At 64.2% G+C, this 15,513-nt stretch carries 16 protein-coding genes; all 16 read right to left on the minus strand.

Annotation, left to right across the window (positions count from 1 at the left end; translation table 11 throughout):
* Window position 1 precedes the first annotated feature (1 nt).
* Window positions 2–1,441 (minus strand): NADH-quinone oxidoreductase subunit NuoN, encoded by a 1,440-nt coding sequence (nuoN, locus tag RH90_RS16620; protein WP_010187219.1) that lies wholly within the window; start codon window positions 1,439–1,441, stop codon window positions 2–4.
* On the minus strand, window positions 1,438–2,967 hold the full coding sequence (locus RH90_RS16625; protein ID WP_010187221.1) for an NADH-quinone oxidoreductase subunit M: 1,530 nt from the start codon (window positions 2,965–2,967) through the stop codon (window positions 1,438–1,440). Before RH90_RS16625 ends, nuoN begins: the two co-directional genes overlap by 4 nt.
* Entirely contained in the window at window positions 2,964–5,111 is a 2,148-nt protein-coding gene (gene nuoL / locus RH90_RS16630; protein WP_010187222.1) for an NADH-quinone oxidoreductase subunit L, read from the minus strand. Before nuoL ends, RH90_RS16625 begins: the two co-directional genes overlap by 4 nt.
* A gap of 115 nt (window positions 5,112–5,226) precedes the next feature.
* Complete coding sequence (gene nuoK, locus RH90_RS16635) at window positions 5,227–5,532, minus strand: NADH-quinone oxidoreductase subunit NuoK (protein WP_010187224.1); 306 nt, start codon at window positions 5,530–5,532, stop codon at window positions 5,227–5,229.
* The gene (locus tag RH90_RS16640) at window positions 5,529–6,140 is read right to left on the minus strand and encodes an NADH-quinone oxidoreductase subunit J (protein WP_010187226.1); all 612 of its coding nucleotides are present in this window, start codon (window positions 6,138–6,140) and stop codon (window positions 5,529–5,531) included. Before RH90_RS16640 ends, nuoK begins: the two co-directional genes overlap by 4 nt.
* Window positions 6,141–6,287: 147 nt before the next feature.
* Window positions 6,288–6,773, minus strand: a complete 486-nt coding sequence (gene nuoI, locus RH90_RS16645) for an NADH-quinone oxidoreductase subunit NuoI (protein WP_010187228.1) — start codon at window positions 6,771–6,773, stop codon at window positions 6,288–6,290.
* Window positions 6,770–7,936: an NADH-quinone oxidoreductase subunit NuoH gene (gene nuoH / locus RH90_RS16650; protein WP_010187230.1), complete on the minus strand. Its 1,167-nt coding sequence runs from the start codon at window positions 7,934–7,936 to the stop codon at window positions 6,770–6,772. The genes nuoI and nuoH overlap by 4 nt, the downstream gene beginning before the upstream one ends.
* A 115-nt stretch (window positions 7,937–8,051) precedes the next feature.
* Window positions 8,052–10,052: an NADH-quinone oxidoreductase subunit NuoG gene (gene nuoG, locus RH90_RS16655; RefSeq protein ID WP_010187233.1), complete on the minus strand. Its 2,001-nt coding sequence runs from the start codon at window positions 10,050–10,052 to the stop codon at window positions 8,052–8,054.
* A complete protein-coding gene (locus tag RH90_RS16660) occupies window positions 10,052–10,282 on the minus strand; it encodes a hypothetical protein (RefSeq protein WP_010187236.1) in 231 nt (76 codons plus the stop codon). Before RH90_RS16660 ends, nuoG begins: the two co-directional genes overlap by 1 nt.
* Window positions 10,279–11,583 (minus strand): NADH-quinone oxidoreductase subunit NuoF, encoded by a 1,305-nt coding sequence (nuoF, locus tag RH90_RS16665; RefSeq protein WP_010187238.1) that lies wholly within the window; start codon window positions 11,581–11,583, stop codon window positions 10,279–10,281. Before nuoF ends, RH90_RS16660 begins: the two co-directional genes overlap by 4 nt.
* Window positions 11,583–11,810: a hypothetical protein gene (locus RH90_RS16670; protein WP_010187240.1), complete on the minus strand. Its 228-nt coding sequence runs from the start codon at window positions 11,808–11,810 to the stop codon at window positions 11,583–11,585. The genes nuoF and RH90_RS16670 overlap by 1 nt, the downstream gene beginning before the upstream one ends.
* On the minus strand, window positions 11,803–12,483 hold the full coding sequence (locus RH90_RS16675; protein ID WP_010187242.1) for a complex I 24 kDa subunit family protein: 681 nt from the start codon (window positions 12,481–12,483) through the stop codon (window positions 11,803–11,805). Before RH90_RS16675 ends, RH90_RS16670 begins: the two co-directional genes overlap by 8 nt.
* Window positions 12,483–13,718, minus strand: coding sequence for an NADH-quinone oxidoreductase subunit D (locus RH90_RS16680; protein ID WP_010187245.1), 1,236 nt, complete (start codon window positions 13,716–13,718; stop codon window positions 12,483–12,485). Before RH90_RS16680 ends, RH90_RS16675 begins: the two co-directional genes overlap by 1 nt.
* Window positions 13,715–14,563 (minus strand): NADH-quinone oxidoreductase subunit C, encoded by an 849-nt coding sequence (locus RH90_RS16685; RefSeq protein WP_010187246.1) that lies wholly within the window; start codon window positions 14,561–14,563, stop codon window positions 13,715–13,717. Before RH90_RS16685 ends, RH90_RS16680 begins: the two co-directional genes overlap by 4 nt.
* A complete protein-coding gene (locus RH90_RS16690) occupies window positions 14,560–15,138 on the minus strand; it encodes a NuoB/complex I 20 kDa subunit family protein (RefSeq protein ID WP_198283416.1) in 579 nt (192 codons plus the stop codon). Before RH90_RS16690 ends, RH90_RS16685 begins: the two co-directional genes overlap by 4 nt.
* Entirely contained in the window at window positions 15,129–15,503 is a 375-nt protein-coding gene (ndhC, locus tag RH90_RS16695) for an NADH-quinone oxidoreductase subunit A (protein WP_010187250.1), read from the minus strand. The genes RH90_RS16690 and ndhC overlap by 10 nt, the downstream gene beginning before the upstream one ends.
* Window positions 15,504–15,513: the final 10 nt, after the last annotated feature.

Below are 15,513 nucleotides of genomic sequence, written 5' to 3' on the forward strand. Positions count from 1 at the left end.
TTCAGAACAGCGCCTTCGCCGCGAACATCGTCGCCACGCCGAGGGGCTTGAGCAGCAGCCAGCCGACCGGCGACACGAACACTGCCGACACCGCGATCACCGCGCTCTCGACCGGCGTCGCACGGCCCGAATAGGCCTCGGCCGGATCGTCGAAGTACATAACCTTGATGACGCGCAGGTAGTAATAGGCGCCGATCACCGAGGCGACGAAGCCGACCACCGCGAGCGGATAGAGCCCCGCATTCACGGCTGCTGTAAACACCGCCAGCTTGGCGTTGAAGCCGAGCAGCGGCGGGATACCCGCGAGCGAGAACATGAAGATCGCCATCGCCAGCGCGAGACCCGGCCGCGAACGCGACAGGCCGGCAAGGCTCGCCAGCGTCTCGACCGGCTGGCCCTCGGCATCCTTCATCTGCAGGACGACGACGAAGCTGCCGAGCGTCATCACGACATAGACGGTGAGGTAGAACAGCACCGACGCGACGCCCTCCTGCGTGCCGGCGGCAAGGCCGACGAGCAGGAAGCCGACATTGTTGATCGACGAGTAAGCCAGCAGCCGCTTGACGTTGGTCTGGCCGATCGCCGCAACCGCGCCGAAGATGATTGACGCGAGCGACGCGAAGATCACGATCTGGCGCCACTGGTCGGTCGCCGGGCCCATCGCCTCGATCGCGACGCGCACCGCGAGCGCGACCGCCGCAACCTTCGGCGCCGAAGCGAAGAAGGTCGTCACGGGGGTCGGCGCGCCTTCGTAGACGTCGGGCGTCCACATGTGGAACGGCACCGCGCTCATCTTGAAGGCGAGACCGGCGAAAACGAACACCAGCCCGAAGGTCAGGCCTAGCGAGTGGCCCGCGCCATACGCCGTCGCGATCGAGGAGAAGAGCGTCGTGCCGCTGAAGCCGTAAACGAGGCTGATACCGTAGAGCAGGATGCCGCTCGCCAGCGCGCCGAGCACGAAATATTTAAGGCCCGCTTCGGCCGACCGCGTATCGCGCCGCATGAAGCTCGCCAGCACGTACGCCGCAAGGCTCTGCAGTTCGAGACCGACGTAGAGCGTCAGCAGATCGCCCGCCGACACCATCATGCCCATGCCCGCTGCCGAGAGCAGGATCAGCACCGGATATTCCGGCCGCAGATCGTCACCGCGACCCTGTTCAAAGAACCGCGGCGCGATCAGGATCGCAACCGCCGAGGCGACGTAGATCAGCACCTTGGCGTAAGCCGCAAAGGCATCGGCGCGATACAGACCCTCGAATGCAGCGCCACCCTTGGAGGCCGGACCGAGCAGCGCCAGCCCGGCGCCGATCAGCACCGCAACCGAGGCCCAGGACACCAGACGCGTCGAGCCCTGCCCACCCCAGGCGGACACCAGCATCAGCGCAATAGCCCCCGCCGCGAGCACCAGCTCGGGCAGCGTCATCAACAGCGAAGCGTTCATGGCCGTGCCTCCGCATGGACCGCGGGTGTGGCCAGAGCCTTGCCCGGCGTCGGCAGCGAGTCACCCTTGGGCGTCGCGCGTGCGATCCGTGCCTCGAGCGTCGCGACATCGCTGCGCATCGGGGCGAGGAAGCTCTCAGGGTAAACGCCCATCCACAACGCGACCGCGGCGATCGGCACCAGCAACGCAGCTTCGCGCAGGCTGATGTCCTTCATCGCACGAACGTCGTCATGAACGATCTCGCCGAAAACGACACGGCGGTAGAGGTAGAGCATGTAGGCGGCACCCAGGATGATGCCCGTCGTGCAGAGCAAGGTGGCAGTGGTGGAGACGCGGTAGGTCCCGGCGAGCGAGAGGAACTCGCCGACGAAGCCGCTCGTCCCCGGCAGGCCGATCGAGGCCATCGTGAAGAACAGGAACAGCAGCGCATACCGCGGCATGTTGATCGCCAGGCCGCCATAGCGCGAAATCTCGCGGGTATGCAGCCGGTCATAGATCACGCCGACGCACAGGAACAAAGCCGCCGAGACGAGGCCATGCGACAGCATGACGATCATCGCGCCCTCGATGCCCTGCCGGTTGAAGGCGAACAGACCGATCGTCACGATCGCCATGTGCGCGACCGACGAATAGGCGATCAGCTTCTTCATGTCGGACTGCACGAGTGCGACGAGCGAGGTGTAGATCACCGCCACGGCCGACAGCGCGAGGATCAGCCAGGTCAGCTGTGCCGAGGCTTCGGGGAACATCGGCAACGAGAAGCGCAGGAAGCCGTATCCGCCGAGCTTCAGCAGCACGCCCGCCAGAATCACCGACCCTGCGGTCGGCGCCTGCACGTGCGCGTCGGGAAGCCAGGTGTGGAACGGCCACATCGGCATCTTCACCGCGAACGAGGCGAAGAAAGCGAGCCACAGCCAGGTCTGCACCTGCACCGGGAAATCGGTGTTGAGCAGGGTCGGGATGTCCGACGTACCCGCAAAATTCACCATCCACAGCATCGCGACGAGCATCAGCAGCGAGCCGAGCAGCGTGTAGAGGAAGAATTTGTACGACGCGTAGATCCGGTTCGCACCGCCCCAGATACCGATGATCAGGTACATCGGAATCAGCCCGGCTTCGAAGAAGATGTAGAACAGGAACAGGTCCTGCGCCGCGAAGGTCCCGATCATCAGCACTTCGGTGATGAGGAACGCCGCCATATATTCCTGGACGCGCTTCTCGATCGCGACCCAGCTCGCGCCGATGCAGATCGGCATCAGGAACACGCTGAGCATCACCAGCAGGAGCGCAAAGCCGTCAAGGCCGAGCTTCCAGCTGAACACGCCGAGGCTGCCGGCATTCTCGACGAACTGCCACTGCGCCCCGCCGATGTCGAAGCTCGACCACAGATAAATACCGAGGACGAAATCGATCAGCGTCGCGATCAGCGCGATCCAGCGTGCACCCTGCGCACTGACGAAGAGGCACGCGACCGCCGCAAGCGCGGGGATGGCGAGCATCACGGAGAGGATGGGGAAGCCGCTCACCGGGTGATCGCCCAGGTGACGGCGCCGGTCAGACCGAGCAGCATGACAAAGGCATAAGTGTAGACATATCCAGTTTGCAGCTTTCCAGCGACGCGCGAGCCTTGCGACACGACCCAGGCCGAACCGTTGGGGCCGAGCCGGTCGATCGTCTGCTCGTCACCGCGGTGCCAGAAGAAGCGGCCGATGGCGAAAGCGGGTTTGACGAAGAGCAGATTGTAGAGCTCGTCGAAATACCATTTGTTGAGCAGGAAGTCGTAGACCGGGGCATAGGTCTCGGCGAGCTTCCGCGGTGCGTGCGGCGAGCGGATGTAGAATATGTAGGCGCCGAGCAACCCGGTCAGCATCGCTATCGACGCCGACAGTTTCACACCCAGCGGCACTTCGTGCATCGCGTGCATCAGATGCTCGCGGAACGCGATCGCGCCGTGCCAATATTCCTCGCCCGCACTCGGCTCGATGAAATAGCCGTGGAACACGAAGCCCGCAGCGATCGCACCGATCGACAGGATGATCAGCGGCAGCAGGATCGGGAACGGGCTCTCGTGCGGATGATAGCCGCCCGTGCCGTCGCCATGCGTGGTGAACACCGGATGCGCCTGGACGACGTGGCCGTGGCCATGCGGCTCGCTGCCCTGCCCTTCCTCGGCGGCTTCGCCGTGGTGCGCATGCGCCGCGGTCGTGCCGTGGTCGTCATGGCCAGCGTGCACGGCGTCATGGCCGTGGCCATGCGCGTCGTGGATCGCATGCTGGATATGCTCGGACTGCTCCCAGCGCGGCTTGCCCCAGAAGGTCAGGAACATCAGGCGCCACGAGTAGAAGCTCGTCAGCAGAGCGACGATGATCCCGACGATCGACGCGCCATGCTGGCCCGAAGCCCAGGCCGCCTCGATGATCGCATCCTTCGAGTGGAAGCCGGCGAAACCGATTGCGAGCGGGTTGCCGAACACGGCCGGGATGCCGACGCCGGTGATCGCCAGCGTCCCCATCATCATGCCCCAGAAGGTGATCGGGATCGATTTCCGCAGGCCGCCATAATAGCGCATGTCCTGCTCGTGATGCATCGAATGGATCACCGAACCCGCACCGAGGAACAGCAAAGCCTTGAAGAAGGCGTGCGTGAAGAGGTGGAACATCGCGGCGCCATACGCACCACAGCCAGCGGCAAAGAACATGTAGCCGAGCTGCGAGCAGGTCGAATAGGCGATCACGCGCTTGATGTCGGTCTGCACCAGCCCGACCGTCGCCGCGAACAGGCAGGTCGCGGAACCCACCGTCATCACGACGGTCAGCGCGAACGGCGAGGTCTCGAACATCGGCGACAGGCGGCACACCATGAACACGCCTGCGGTGACCATCGTCGCCGCGTGGATCAGCGCCGACACCGGAGTCGGGCCTTCCATCGCGTCGGGCAACCAGGTGTGGAGCCCGAGCTGCGCCGACTTGCCCATCGCGCCGACGAACAGCAGCAGGCAGAGCACCGTCATCGTATCGAAGCGGCCACCGAAGAAGCCGATCGTCGACCCGGCCATCCCCGGCGCAAGCCGCAGGATCTCGGGGATCGAGACGGTGTTGAACACCAGATACGTGCCGAAGATGCCGAGCATGAAGCCAAGGTCGCCGACGCGGTTCACGACGAACGCCTTGATCGCCGCGGCATTGGCGCTGGGCTTGCGGAACCAGAAACCGATCAGCAGGTAGGATGCGAGACCCACGCCTTCCCAGCCGAAGAACATCTGGACGAGGTTGTCCGCGGTCACGAGCATCAGCATCGCGAAGGTGAACAGCGACAGATACGCGAAGAAGCGCGGCTGGTCGGGATCCTCCTCCATATAGCCCCAGCTATACAGATGGACGAGCGCCGACACCGACGTGATGACGACGAGCATAACCGCGGTCAGCGCGTCGACGCGCAGCGACCAGTCGATCCGCATGTCGCCGGAATGGATCCAGTCGAGCACCGGCGTGACCGTCGCTTGGCCACCACCGAGGTAGTGAATGAAGATCGGCCAGCTGAGCGCGCACGACGCGAACAGCGCGCCGGTCGTCACGACCTTCGGCAGGATCGCGCCGAAGCTCTTGTTCGCGAAGCCCGCGACGATCGCTGCGAGCAGCGGCAGGAAGACGATGAAGAGGATCGAGGTCATGCGGCGATTTCCGTCATCCCCGCGAAAGCGGGGATCCCGCTGCCTTGGCAACGGTCGAGGAGAAGCGGGACCCCCGCTTTCGCGGGGGTGACTGCGTAGTCAAACGTCACGGCCATCACCCCTGCATCCGGTTGGCGTCGTCGACCGAGATCGTCCCGCGGCTACGGAAATAGATGACGAGAATGGCGAGCCCGATCGCGGCCTCACCCGCCGCGACGGTCAGCACGAACATCGCGAACACCTGGCCGACGAGATCGTGGAGATACCCAGAGAAGGCGACGAAGTTGAGGTTCACCGCGAGCAGGATCAGCTCGACCGCCATCAGCATGACGATGAGGTTCTTGCGGTTGGCGATGATGCCGAGCACGCCGAGCGCGAACAGGATCGCGCCGACCACGAGATAATGGCCGAGACCAATCACAGCTCAATTCCCTTGCCGACGATGGGTTGCGTGTTGCGCGTGGCATCCTGCGGACGTCGCGCGTTCTGGCGGCTGACATTTTGCGCGCGCGCGCCCTTGCGCTCGCGGTGCGTCAGCACGATCGCGCCGATCATCGCGACGAGCAGCACGAGACCCGCGCCCTCGAACACGAACAGATAGCGCGTGTAGAGCAGCATCCCGAGCGCCTCGATATTGGGCACCGTGTCGGGCGTCGGCGCGGCGCGGCGCGCGAGCTCGATCTTGCCGGCGCTCCAGGCACCGAACGCGACCATGATCTCGGCGGCGAGGCCGACCGCGAACACCGCGCCGATCGCCGCATATTTGGCGAAGCCGGCGCGCAGCTCGGCGAAGTCGATGTTGAGCATCATCACGACGAACAGGAACAGCACCGCGACCGCGCCGACATACACGATGACGAGCAGCATCGCGATGAACTCGGCGCCCACCAGCACCATCAGCCCTGCGGCGTTGAAGAAGGCCAGGATCAGCCACAGCACGGCGTGCACCGGATTGCGCGCGGTGATGGTCAGCGCGGCGGACGCGATGACCAGACCAGCGAACAGGTAGAAGGCGATGGCCTGGATCATGCCGGCGCCCCCACACGACCAGCCGTCACCCCAGCGAAAGCTGGGGTCTCGTGGGGCGAGCACGCGCCCTTACGGCTTGAGATCCCGGCTTTCGCTGGGATGACGGGGGTTGGGTGCATCGTCGGGTTTCCAGAATTCATGGCGCGCTTAACGGTACGGTGCATCGGCGGCAAGGTTCGCCGCGATGGCGCTTTCCCAGCGGTCGCCGTTGGCGAGCAGTTTCGCCTTGTCGTAGATCAGCTCTTCGCGCGTTTCGGTCGCATATTCGAAGTTCGGGCCTTCGACGACGGCGTCGACCGGGCAGGCTTCCTGGCACAGGCCGCAGAAGATGCACTTGGTCATGTCGATGTCGTAGCGCGTCGTGCGCCGGCTGCCGTCGTCGCGCGGTTCGGCCTCGATCGTGATCGCCTGCGCCGGGCACACCGCCTCGCACAGCTTGCACGCGATGCAGCGTTCCTCGCCGTTCGGGTAGCGCCGCAGCACGTGCTCACCGCGGAAGCGGGGGCTCAGCGGGTTCTTCTCGAACGGATAGTTGATCGTCGCCTTGGCCTTGAAGAAATATTTCAAGGTCAGCGTGTGCGCCTTGAGAAATTCCCAGAGCGTGTACGACTTGATGATCTGCCCGATGTTCACGAGCGTTTCTCCGACTGGTTCGCCGACGCGGCCCGGCACACACCATCGGTCGGATAGCGTGGACGGCCGTCATCGTAGAGATATTGCTTGGTATGGACGCGGTCCTGCGGGGCGCACTCGGTGCCGACGCGGGTGAGCATCAGCACACCCGACACGAGAAACACCCAGAACAGCGACAGCGGAAGGAAAATCTTCCAGCCGAGCCGCATCAGCTGGTCGTAGCGATAGCGCGGGACGGTCGCCTTCACCCAGCTAAACAGGAAGAAGAACAGGCCCATCTTGAGCAGCAGCCAGATGATCCCCGGCACGAGATAGAGCGGCGCCCAGTTGAACGGCGGCAGATACCCGCCCCAGAACAGCGTCGCGTTGAGCGCGCACATCAGGATGACGTTGGCGTACTCGCCGAGCCAGAACAGCGCGAACGACATCGACGAATATTCGGTCTGATACCCGGCGACGAGCTCGCTCTCCGCCTCGGTCAGATCGAACGGCGCACGCTGCGTCTCGGCGAGCGACGAGATGAAGAACATCACTGCCATCGGGAACAGCAACGGGTTGATGAAGAAGCCGTTGACGATGCCGAGGCCCATGCCGCGCTGCGCCTCGACGATGGCCGTCAGGTTGAAGCTGCCGGTCCACAGCACGACCGAGATGAGGATGAAGCCGATCGCGACTTCGTAGCTCACCATTTGTGCCGCGGCGCGGATCGCCGAATAGAACGGATATTTCGAGTTCGACGCCCAGCCGGCGAGGATGATGCCGTAGACGCCGAGCGACGACGCCGCGAGCACGTAGAGCAGACCGACATTGATGTTGGCGACCGCGGCGCGCTGATCGAACGGCACCACCGCCCACACGATCAGCGCGACCGTGAAGGTGATGATCGGCGCGAGCAGGAACAGCGCCTTGTTCGACGCGGTCGGGATGATGGTTTCCTGAAGGAAAACCTTCAGACCGTCGGCGAACGACTGCAGCAGACCGAACGGCCCGACCACGTTGGGGCCACGGCGCAGCGCCATCGACGCCCAGATCTTGCGATCGGCATAGATGATCATCGCGACCGCGAGCATCAGCGGCAGCGCGATGACGAGAATGTCGATCAGCGTCGCGACGAACCAGGCCCAGCCGAACGGCAGGCCGAGATAGGTAAACCAGGAGGTCATGCGAGAATATCCGTCACCCCGGCGAAGGCCGGGGTCGCCAAGGTGGGAGAGAGACGGTTGGTCGTGCGAGACAACCCAGCGGCCCCGGCCTTCGCCGGGGCGACGTTGACGCGCATCATTCCGCTGCCTCCGCAAAGTCGACGCCGTGGACGAGTTCGGCCGAGCAGCGCTGCATCGTCGGGCTCGCCCGGCAGATCGCGTTGGTCAGATAGAAGTCCTGGATCGGATAGCCGGTGATCTCGCCGGTCACCGATGCGTCGAGCGCAGGCGGTGCCCAGTCGAAGCTGGCGAGGCCGAGATTTGCCAAAGCGGGCGTATCGACGGCCATGTTCGCGCGCAATTCCTCGATCGTGTCGAACGGCAGCGTCTTGCCGAGCACCGCCGAGAGCGCGCGCAGGATCGTCCAGTCGTCACGCGCGTCACCCGGCGGGAACACAGCCCGCTCGCCGCGCTGTACGCGACCTTCGAGATTGACGTAGGTGCCCGACTTCTCGGCATAGCTCGCGCCCGGCAGGATCACGTCGGCAGCCGCAGCGCCCTTGTCGCCGTGATGGCCGACATAGACCTTGAAGCTGCCAGCGAACTTGCTGAAATCGACTTCGTCCGCGCCGAGGAAGAATGCGAGCTTAGGCGACGCCGCGACGAGATCGGCGATGCCGCCCTTCTGCGCGTAACCGAGCATCAGTCCGCCCATCCGGCTCGCCGCCATATGGACGACGTTGAAGCCGTTCCACGCATCCTTGATCAGCCCGAGCGGCGAAACCAAAGCGAGTGCTGCGCCGAGCGCCTTGAGCCCTGCCCCGCCGACGATCACCATCGGACGCTCGGCCGAAGCGAACGCCTCGGTGACGGCTTCCGGCAGATTGCCGAGCAGCGCCAGATCGGCGCCGAGCCACTCGACCTTGTAGGTCAGCTCGGTTTCCGGCCCGATCGCGAAGACCTTGGCGCCCTTCTTGATGGCTTTCCGGATCCGCGTGTTTACCAGCGGCGCTTCCCAGCGCAGATTGCTGCCCACGAGCAGGATCACGTCGGCCTTTTCGGTGCCGGCGATCGTCGTGTTGAAATTGACCGCCGCGAGGCTCGACGTGTCGTAGTCCATACCGGTCTGGCGGCCTTCGAGCAGGGTCGATCCCATGCTCGCGAGCAGCGCCTTGGCGGCATACATCGTCTCGGCGTCGACCAGATCACCCGCGACTGCAGCAACGCTCGACCCTGCATCGACCGCGGCGATGGCAGCGAACGCCTCGTCCCACGTCGCCTTGGTCAGGCGCCCGTCCTTGCGGATGTACGGCGTGTCGAGGCGTTTGCGCACCAGACCGTCGACGGCGTGGCGAGTCTTGTCGCTCGCCCACTCCTCGTTCACGTCCTCGTTGATCCGCGGCACGGCGCGCAGCACCTGGCGACCACGGCTGTCGAGCCGGATGTTGGTGCCGACCGCGTCCATCACGTCGATCGTCAGCGTCTTCTTCAATTCCCACGGACGCGCCTCGAAGGCGTAGGGCTTCGAGGTCAGCGCACCGACCGGGCAGAGATCGACGACATTGCCCGACAGCTCGCTCGTGACCGCGCCTTCGAGGTACGACACGATCTGCATGTCCTCGCCGCGACCGATCGCGCCGATTTCCTCGACGCCGGCGACTTCCTCGGCAAAGCGGATGCAGCGCGTGCACTGGATGCAGCGCGTCATCACCGTCTTGACGATCGGGCCCATATACTTCTCGGTGACCGCGCGCTTGTTCTCGTCATAGCGCGAGTGGCCGCGGCCATAAGCGAGGCTCTGGTCCTGCAGGTCGCATTCGCCACCCTGGTCGCAGATCGGGCAATCGAGCGGATGGTTGATCAGGAGGAACTCCATCACCCCTTCGCGCGCCTGCTTGACCATCGGCGAGTTGGTGAAGATCTCCTGCTTGTCCGCCGCCGGCAGCGCGCACGACGCCTGCGGCTTGGGCGGCCCTGGCTTCACTTCGACCAGGCACATCCGGCAATTGCCGGCGATGCTCAGGCGCTCGTGATAGCAGAAGCGCGGGATTTCCTTGCCGGCGATCTCGCACGCCTGGAGCACGGTGGCGCCAGCGGGCACTTCGACTTCGACGCCATCGACTTTGACTATGGGCATTATTGAGTCTCTTCGGTGAGATCGAGGCGACGGTCGATGCGGTCCAGCCGATGATGGATCGCACTGATATCGGCCTGCATTCCAAACACGGACGTTGTCAGTCCACGCGAATAGTCTTCGAGCGCGGACATTCGCACCGCGAGCGAAGCGAGATCGCGCTTAACCGAGGCCATGTCGCCCTGCATCCGCTTGAGAATTTCAAGGATGAGGTCGCCCTGCTCCAGGGTCATTCCGCCGCCTCCATCATTGGGCTCAGCCCACCACCGCGCTTCTCGGTGATGCGCCGCTCCATCTCGGGGCGGAAGTGCTTGATCAGGCCCTGGATCGGCCAGGCCGCGGCATCGCCGAGCGCGCAGATCGTGTGGCCTTCGACCTGCTTGGTCACCTGATACAGTGTATCGATCTCGGAGATGTCGGCGTCGCCGGTGCGCATCCGCTCCATCACGCGCCACATCCAGCCGGTGCCTTCGCGGCACGGCGTGCACTGGCCGCAGCTCTCATGCTTGTAGAAGTACGAGAGGCGCGAAATCGCGCGGACGATGTCGGTCGACTTGTCCATCACGATGATCGCCGCGGTGCCGAGCCCCGAGCCGACCTTCTTCAGGCCGTCGAAATCCATCGGGCAGTCCATGATCTCGGCCGCCGGTACCAACGGCACCGAGGAACCGCCGGGGATCACCGCGAGCAGATTGTCCCACCCGCCGCGAATGCCGCCGCAATGCGTCTCGATCAGTTCGCGGAAGGTGATCGACATCGCCTCTTCGACGACGCACGGCGTGTTCACATGGCCGCTGATCTGGAACAGCTTGGTACCGCGGTTGTTCTCCGCGCCGAAGCTGGCGAACCACTCGGGGCTGCGGCGCAGGATCGTCGGGACGACCGCGATCGACTCGACGTTGTTGACCGTCGTCGGGCAGCCATAGAGCCCCGCCCCGGCCGGGAACGGCGGCTTCAAACGCGGCTGGCCCTTCTTGCCCTCGAGGCTCTCGAGCATCGCGGTCTCTTCGCCGCAGATATAGGCGCCGGCGCCGCGATGGCAGAACACGTCGAAATCGTAGCCCGACCCGCTGGCGTTCTTGCCGATCAGACCCTTGTCATACGCTTCGGCGATCGCCGCGAAGAGCACTTCGGCCTCGCGGATATATTCGCCGCGGATGTAGATGTAGGCCGCACGCGCACGCATCGCGAAGCCCGCGATCAGCGCGCCTTCGATCAGCTTGTGCGGATCGTGGCGGATGATCTCGCGATCCTTGCACGAACCCGGCTCGGATTCGTCGGCGTTGATGACCAGGAAGTTCGGGCGATCGGCCTTGGGCTCCTTGGGCATGAACGACCATTTGGTGCCGGTCGGGAAGCCGGCGCCGCCACGGCCGCGCAGACCCGACGCCTTGACCGCGTCGATCAGCGCATCCTGCCCGAGCGCCATCAGGCCCTTGGTGTCGTCCCAATCGCCGCGCATGATCGCGGCGTCGAGGTTCCACGGCTGATAGCCGTAGACGTTGGTGAAAATGCGGTCTTTATCAGCGAGCATCAGCGGGCATCCGTTAGATCAAGCCGGCGTTCAATTCGCTCCAATCGACTATCAAGCCGATCCATGCGATTGTTGATACCCGTCGTGGAAATGAAGATCCCCGACAGATGTTCGTCGGTCGCAGTGGCACGCATCTTAAGTTCGCCGATATCGGCTTTCATGTCGGCCATGTCTGCCTGCATCTTTTTCAAAATCTCATAAATGAGACTGGGATCGACTTCAGCCATCGATCTTTTCCCACTCATCGCGATAGTCGTGGTTCTCCTCGACCATCGCCTTGAGGTTGGTCGGGCCGCCCAAGGCAGCGCTGTCGCGACGCCCGATCTGCGAGCCCGGCGTGATCGGCCTTCCCTCGGCGAGCGCCTCGAGCACCGCGATCGTGCGATCATAATCGAGATCTTCGAAATTGTCGTCGTTGATCTGGACCATCGGCGCGTTGGCGCAGGCGCCGAGACACTCGACCTCGGTCAGCGTGAACATGCCGTCGGGCGTGGTCCGCCCCTTGATCAGGCCCTTGTTCTTGCATGCCGACAAAACGTCGTCGCTGCCGCCGAGCAGGCACGGCGTCGTGCCGCAGACCTGGACGTGATAGCGGCCGACCGGCGCCATGTTGAACATCGTATAGAAGCTGACGACTTCGTAGACGCGCATATACGGAACGCCGATCTGGCGCGCGACGAACTCGATCACCGGAACCGGCAGCCAGCCTTGCGTCTGAGTCTCGGCGCCGACCTGGCGCTGCGCGAGATCGAGCAGCGGCAGCGACGCGGATTGCTCGCGCCCCTTGGGATAGCGGCCGAGGATCTCGTTCGCCTTGGTCTGGTTCTCTTCGGTCCAGGCGAAAGAGCCCCAGCGGGCGCGAGTCTCTGCTTCGTCGGGGATCTTGGGGGCTTCAGCCATTAGCGGTCACATTCACCAAAAACGATATCCATCGCGCCGAGGATCGCGGTCGTATCCGCCAGCATGTGGCCCTTCGACATGAAGTCCATCGCCTGCAAATGCGAGAAGGCGGTCGGGCGGATCTTGCAGCGGTACGGCTTGTTGGTGCCGTCGGCGACGAGATACACGCCGAACTCGCCCTTGGGGCTTTCGGTCGCGACATAGACGTCGCCCGCCGGCACATGGAAGCCCTCGGTGTAGAGCTTGAAGTGGTGGATCAGCGCTTCCATCGAGCGCTTCATCTCGGCGCGCTTGGGCGGCACGACCTTGCGGTCAAGCGACGCGATCGGCCCTTCGGGCATCTCGCCCAGGCACTGCTTCATAATCCGCGCCGACTGGCGGACTTCCTCGACGCGCACCATGAACCGGTCATAGCAATCGCCGCGCGTGCCGACCGGCACGTCGAAGTCCATCCGGTCGTACACGTCGTACGGCTGCGACTTGCGCAGATCCCAGGCGATGCCCGAGCCGCGGATCATCGGGCCCGAGAAGCCCCACTTGATCGCATCGTCGCGGCTGACCGTGGCGATGTCGACGTTGCGCTGCTTGAAGATGCGGTTGTCGGCGACGAGCGAGATCGCGTCCTCGAACAGACGCGGCAGGCGCGTGTCGAGCCAGTCGGCGATGTCGGTCAGCAGCTTGAGCGGGGCATCCTGATGGACGCCGCCCGGACGGAAATAGGCGCTGTGCATACGGGCGCCCGAAACGCGCTCGAAGAAGTTCATGCAATCTTCGCGGATCTCGAACAGCCACAGGTTCGGCGTCATCGCGCCAACGTCCATGACGTGCGAACCGAGGTTGAGCATGTGGTTCGAGATGCGCGTCAGCTCGGCGAACAGCACGCGCAGATATTGCGCGCGCAGCGGCACTTCGAGATCGAGCAGTTTCTCGACCGCGAGCACATAGCTATGCTCCATGCACAGCGGCGAGCAGTAATCGAGCCGGTCGAAATACGGCAGCGCCTGCATGTAGGTCTTGTATTCGATCAGCTTCTCGGTGCCGCGGTGGAGCAGGCCGACATGCGGATCGACGCGCTCGACGATCTCGCCGTCGAGTTCCATCACGAGGCGCAGCACGCCGTGCGCGGCGGGATGCTGCGGGCCGAAGTTGATCGTGTAGTTCTGGATTTCGACGTCGCCGACCTCGGGCTTTTCGCCGTCGACATGCTTTTCCAGCTGATCGAGATAGTCGCTCACTGGTTCTGCCCTCCGCCGGTCCCGCGACCGCTGCCGTTGCTCGGCAGCACGTCGGGGTTCGGGTTCTTGCCGGGCGCATCGCCCGGGTTGGGATTGCCCGCGCCCGTCTGGGCAGTGGACTCGCTCGTCTTGGGCTCGCTCGGTGCGGCCTTGGCCGAGACGTTGGCGTCGGCCTTGACGATCTCGTCGGCCTTGAGCGGCGTCGGCGCGCCCTTCTCTTCGGGCAGTTTCGCCTTCTCGTCACCCGGAAGGACGTATTCGGCGCCTTCCCACGGGCTCATGAAGTCGAACGTGCGGAAATCCTGCGCGAGCTGGACCGGTTCGTACACGACGCGCTTGGCCTCTTCCGAATAGCGCAATTCGACATAGCCGCTCAGCGGGAAGTCCTTGCGCTGCGGATGCCCGCGGAAACCGTAATCGGTGAGGATACGCCGCAGATCGGCATTGCCCGAGAAGAGCACGCCGTACATGTCGTAGACTTCGCGCTCGAGCCAGCCGGCGACCGGCCAGATCCCCGTCACCGATGGCACCGGCTTCTCGTCATCGGTCTGCACATGCACGCGGATGCGATGGTTGCGCGTCAGCGAGAGCAGGCAATAGACCACTTCGAAGCGATCGACCCCGCGATCGGGATAGTCGACACCGGCGATTTCCATCAGCTGCTGATATTCGAGGCCGGGCGTGTCGCGCAGCGCGACCATCGTCTCGACCAGCGAGGCGCGATCAACGTGGAGCGCGACTTCGCCGACCGCGTCGAGCGAATGCAGCAGACGGCCACCGAGCGCAGCGGCAGCCGCATCGATCACGCCGTCATTGGCGACATAGGCAGGTGCGGGCGCCCTCACCGTTCAATCGTCCCGACGCGGCGGATCTTCCGCTGGAGCTGCATGATGCCGTAGAGCAAAGCTTCGGCGGTCGGCGGGCAGCCCGGCACGTAGATGTCGACCGGAACGATCCGGTCGCAGCCGCGCACGACGCTGTAGCTATAGTGATAATAGCCGCCGCCATTGGCGCACGAGCCCATCGAGATGACGTATTTCGGCTCCGACATCTGGTTGTAGACCTTGCGTAGCGCCGGGGCCATCTTGTTGCACAGCGTACCCGCGACGATCATCACGTCCGACTGGCGCGGGGACGCGCGCGGTGCGGCGCCGAAGCGCTCGAGATCGTAGCGCGGCATGTTGACGTGGATCATCTCGACCGCGCAGCACGCCAGACCGAACGTCATCCACCACAGCGAGCCGGTGCGTGCCCAGTGGAACAGGTCCTCGGTCGAAGTGACGAGGAAACCCTTGTCCCCGAGTTCGCCGTTGAGATCGTTGAAGAACGCCTGATCCGGCTGCACGATCGGGTTCGGCCCGGCATCACGCAACAGTTCGACAGGGCCCGAGTGACCGGGCAGGCTTGGTGCTACTCCCATTCGAGCGCTCCCTTCTTCCATGCATAGACGAGGCCAAGCGCGAGTTCGACGATGAACAGCATCATCGAGCCCCAGGCGACCCAGCCGAGTTTGAAGACCGATACGGCCCAGGGATAGAGAAACGCCGCTTCCAGATCGAAGATGATGAAGAGGATGGCGACGAGGTAGAAGCGCACGTCGAACTGGCTGCGCGGATCCTCGAATGCGGGGAAGCCGCATTCATATTCGCTGAGCTTTTCGGCGGTAGGCTTGTGTGCGCCCGTGAAGCGTGCCGCGATGATCGGCAGGAACACGAACGCGCTCGACAGCACCAGGGCTACGCCCAGGAACAGCAGAATCGGGAGATATTGCGACAGGTCGAGCATGATCAGCCTT

The sequence above is a fragment of the Sphingomonas sp. PAMC 26605 genome (assembly GCF_000241485.1).
Classification (GTDB): domain Bacteria; phylum Pseudomonadota; class Alphaproteobacteria; order Sphingomonadales; family Sphingomonadaceae; genus Sphingomonas.

Excerpts from the sequence above, each read along its gene's own strand:
- nuoN (WP_010187219.1), bottom strand. The coding sequence starts at position 1,441 with ATGAACGCTTCGCTGTTGATGACGCTGCCCGAGCTGGTGCTCGCGGCG.
- nuoL (WP_010187222.1), bottom strand. The coding sequence starts at position 5,111 with ATGACCTCGATCCTCTTCATCGTCTTCCTGCCGCTGCTCGCAGCGATC.
- RH90_RS16640 (WP_010187226.1), bottom strand. The coding sequence starts at position 6,140 with ATGATCCAGGCCATCGCCTTCTACCTGTTCGCTGGTCTGGTCATCGCG.
- nuoH (WP_010187230.1), bottom strand. The coding sequence starts at position 7,936 with ATGACCTCCTGGTTTACCTATCTCGGCCTGCCGTTCGGCTGGGCCTGG.
- nuoG (WP_010187233.1), bottom strand. The coding sequence starts at position 10,052 with ATGCCCATAGTCAAAGTCGATGGCGTCGAAGTCGAAGTGCCCGCTGGC.
- RH90_RS16660 (WP_010187236.1), bottom strand. The coding sequence starts at position 10,282 with ATGACCCTGGAGCAGGGCGACCTCATCCTTGAAATTCTCAAGCGGATG.
- nuoF (WP_010187238.1), bottom strand. The coding sequence starts at position 11,583 with ATGCTCGCTGATAAAGACCGCATTTTCACCAACGTCTACGGCTATCAG.
- RH90_RS16670 (WP_010187240.1), bottom strand. The coding sequence starts at position 11,810 with ATGGCTGAAGTCGATCCCAGTCTCATTTATGAGATTTTGAAAAAGATG.
- RH90_RS16675 (WP_010187242.1), bottom strand. The coding sequence starts at position 12,483 with ATGGCTGAAGCCCCCAAGATCCCCGACGAAGCAGAGACTCGCGCCCGC.
- RH90_RS16690 (WP_198283416.1), bottom strand. The coding sequence starts at position 15,138 with ATGGGAGTAGCACCAAGCCTGCCCGGTCACTCGGGCCCTGTCGAACTG.
- ndhC (WP_010187250.1), bottom strand. The coding sequence starts at position 15,503 with ATGCTCGACCTGTCGCAATATCTCCCGATTCTGCTGTTCCTGGGCGTA.